Source organism: Stenotrophomonas sp. (genome assembly GCF_032103445.1).
GTDB lineage: Bacteria > Pseudomonadota > Gammaproteobacteria > Xanthomonadales > Xanthomonadaceae > Stenotrophomonas.
The window spans coordinates 1-2255 of sequence record NZ_DAMDFR010000144.1; the positions used below are offsets into that span (position 1 = coordinate 1).

Below are 2255 nucleotides of genomic sequence, written 5' to 3' on the forward strand. Positions count from 1 at the left end.
TCGGCCTGCTGCGCGCGCAGGGGCGGGCTGGCTCCGGCCAGCAGGGCGGCAAGTGCGGCATGCAGCAGCGACGGTTTCATCGCCCCTCCCCGCGCGTCGGGCGCGCATCCAAAGGTGCGGCGGGGGCGGCGCTGGCATCCACCTGCACCTTCTCGCGCACCGCCGGGCTGAGCTGTTCGCGCAGTGCGGCGTATACCGCTTCGGCACGGCGCATGCCCAGCGCCTGGTTGTAGGGCACCGCGCCACGCACATCGGCATGGCCGATGATGACCAGCCGGCCACCGCCACGCTGTTCCAGGTCCTGCGCGATGCGCGCCAGCAGCGGCTTCATGGCCGGGCGGATCACCGCGCTGTCGGTGTCGAACAGCACCGTGCCGACCAGCGCCCCGCCCTGGTTCACGCCGACCAGCAGCGAGGCCGGGTCGTCCACGTCGGCGCGGGCCAGCACGGTGACCTGGGGTGCGTTGCCGTCGAGGGTCTTCAGCAGCGCTGCGCGCACCGCGTTGGCGCGTTCGAAGGCGATGACCTCGCTGCCGCCGTTGGCCGAAACAATCACTTCGCCCTCACCGTGCTGACGTACCTGTGCGGCGATCTGCTCGATCACCGGATGGTAGCGCTCGGTAATCTGCGCGCTGTCCGGGGCGAAGAACACCTCGCCCAGCACCATCTCGACTTCGCGCTTCTCCTCGAGCACCGTCGCTGGCAGCTGCACGGCGAAATCAAACCGCGTCGGCACGCCTGGGGTCACCCTGCGCAGCTGCGGGTTGCGGGTGATGAAGGTGCTGCCTTCCGGCAGCGTGGCCGCGTCCACCTTCAGCACGTAGTTGCGTCCACGCGCCTGCCCGCCACCACTCACGCCGACTACGTGGTAGCGGCCGAACTGGTCGGTCTCCATCAGGAGGCCTTCCACCGAGCCGATGCGCACGCCGGGGATGCCGGCTTCGTCGATGCCGTCATTGGCGATCACGTAATCCACCACGTAACCGCCCTCGCCCGGGCTGACCGTGCGCTGCACGCGCGGTGCTGCGGCGGTGAGGCCCTTGGCGGCATCGCCGCTGCGTTCGATGCGGGTAGCGCCCTGCGCATCCAGATGCACGCGCACGCCCTGGCGGTTGTCGAGCACGAAGTCGTCAGTGAATCGCGGCTCGCGCAGGCGCTGGCGGATCACGATCTGCGGCGGCGGATCCGCTTCACTGCGCCGTCCGGACAACGTGCCGAGGGCCATACCGTGCAGCAGCGGCGCACTGGCGTCGGCGACCGGTTGCGGGCCGTTACCACGGTCAACCTGGGTGCTGCCGGGCACATAGGCATCGGCGGCGAATCCGCCCTGCACGCGCAGGGCGGTCAGCTCTGCAGGATCCTGCCAGCTGTCACCGTCGCGGTCATCGAACACGGTGCCGGCAATCAGGCTGTCGTCCAGCAGCGGATCGTTGCCCAGCACCACTTCGGCGGTGGCGACATTCGAGGCCGGCAGGTCGGTGGGGGCGAAGGTCTGCGCACGGTTGATCTGGGTACCCGGGCGCACGCCTGCGCCCACCCGCATCAGGTAGGAGATACGCGCGGTGTTGCCGGCGGCGATGTCCAGGTCGTTGATGCGCAGCGGCGACACCCCGCTGGCGGTGACATGGTGGTCGTCGTCATCGCCCTGCAGCGATCCCTCCACGTAGGTGAAACCGGCCGGCGGCGTATCGATCAGATAGCCATCCACCAGGTCGATGTCGCCCACGTTTTCAGCGGTGAGCGTGTAGCGCACCAGATCGCCCACCTTCACCTCGCGGCTGCCGGCCACCTTGGTCAGGCGGATGCTGGCGGGTTCGTTCTCCACTTCGACCACGGCTGCGGCGGTGGCGGTGGCGCTGGCCAGCCCGGCACCGGTGGGCTGCGCCGTGGCCAGCACGCTGTTGGTCAGGGTGCCGCCGTCGACCCCGGCTTCGGCCTCGGTGATGGTGTGGTCATACGGCGCGCAGGTGGCGCTCTGCGCCGGGGCCAGCAGGGTCGGGGCGCAGTCCAGCGTGGTGGTCGCGCCGCCCTGGAAGGTGTCCTGCACCACCAGCTGGTCGAGGGTCACGTTGCCAGTGTTCGTCACGCCGACCGCGTAGGTGATCACATCGTCGATGTTGCCCTTGCCCGGCGTGCCGCGGTCCACGCTCAACGTGGCGGTCTTGGTGGTGGCCAGGGTCGGCCGCCGCGCAATCGGCAGGTTCAGCACCGGGTGGCAGCGCGCATCGGCCGAGCCCGCCGGGCAGACCGCCGGC

1 protein-coding gene is annotated in these 2255 nt (G+C 70.1%); it reads right to left on the reverse strand.

Annotated features, from left to right (window positions below):
* Nucleotides 1-76 precede the first annotated feature (76 nt).
* On the reverse strand, nucleotides 77-2255 hold a 2179-nt coding region (locus RT551_RS21520), incomplete at its 5' end, for an OmpA family protein (protein ID WP_313462245.1).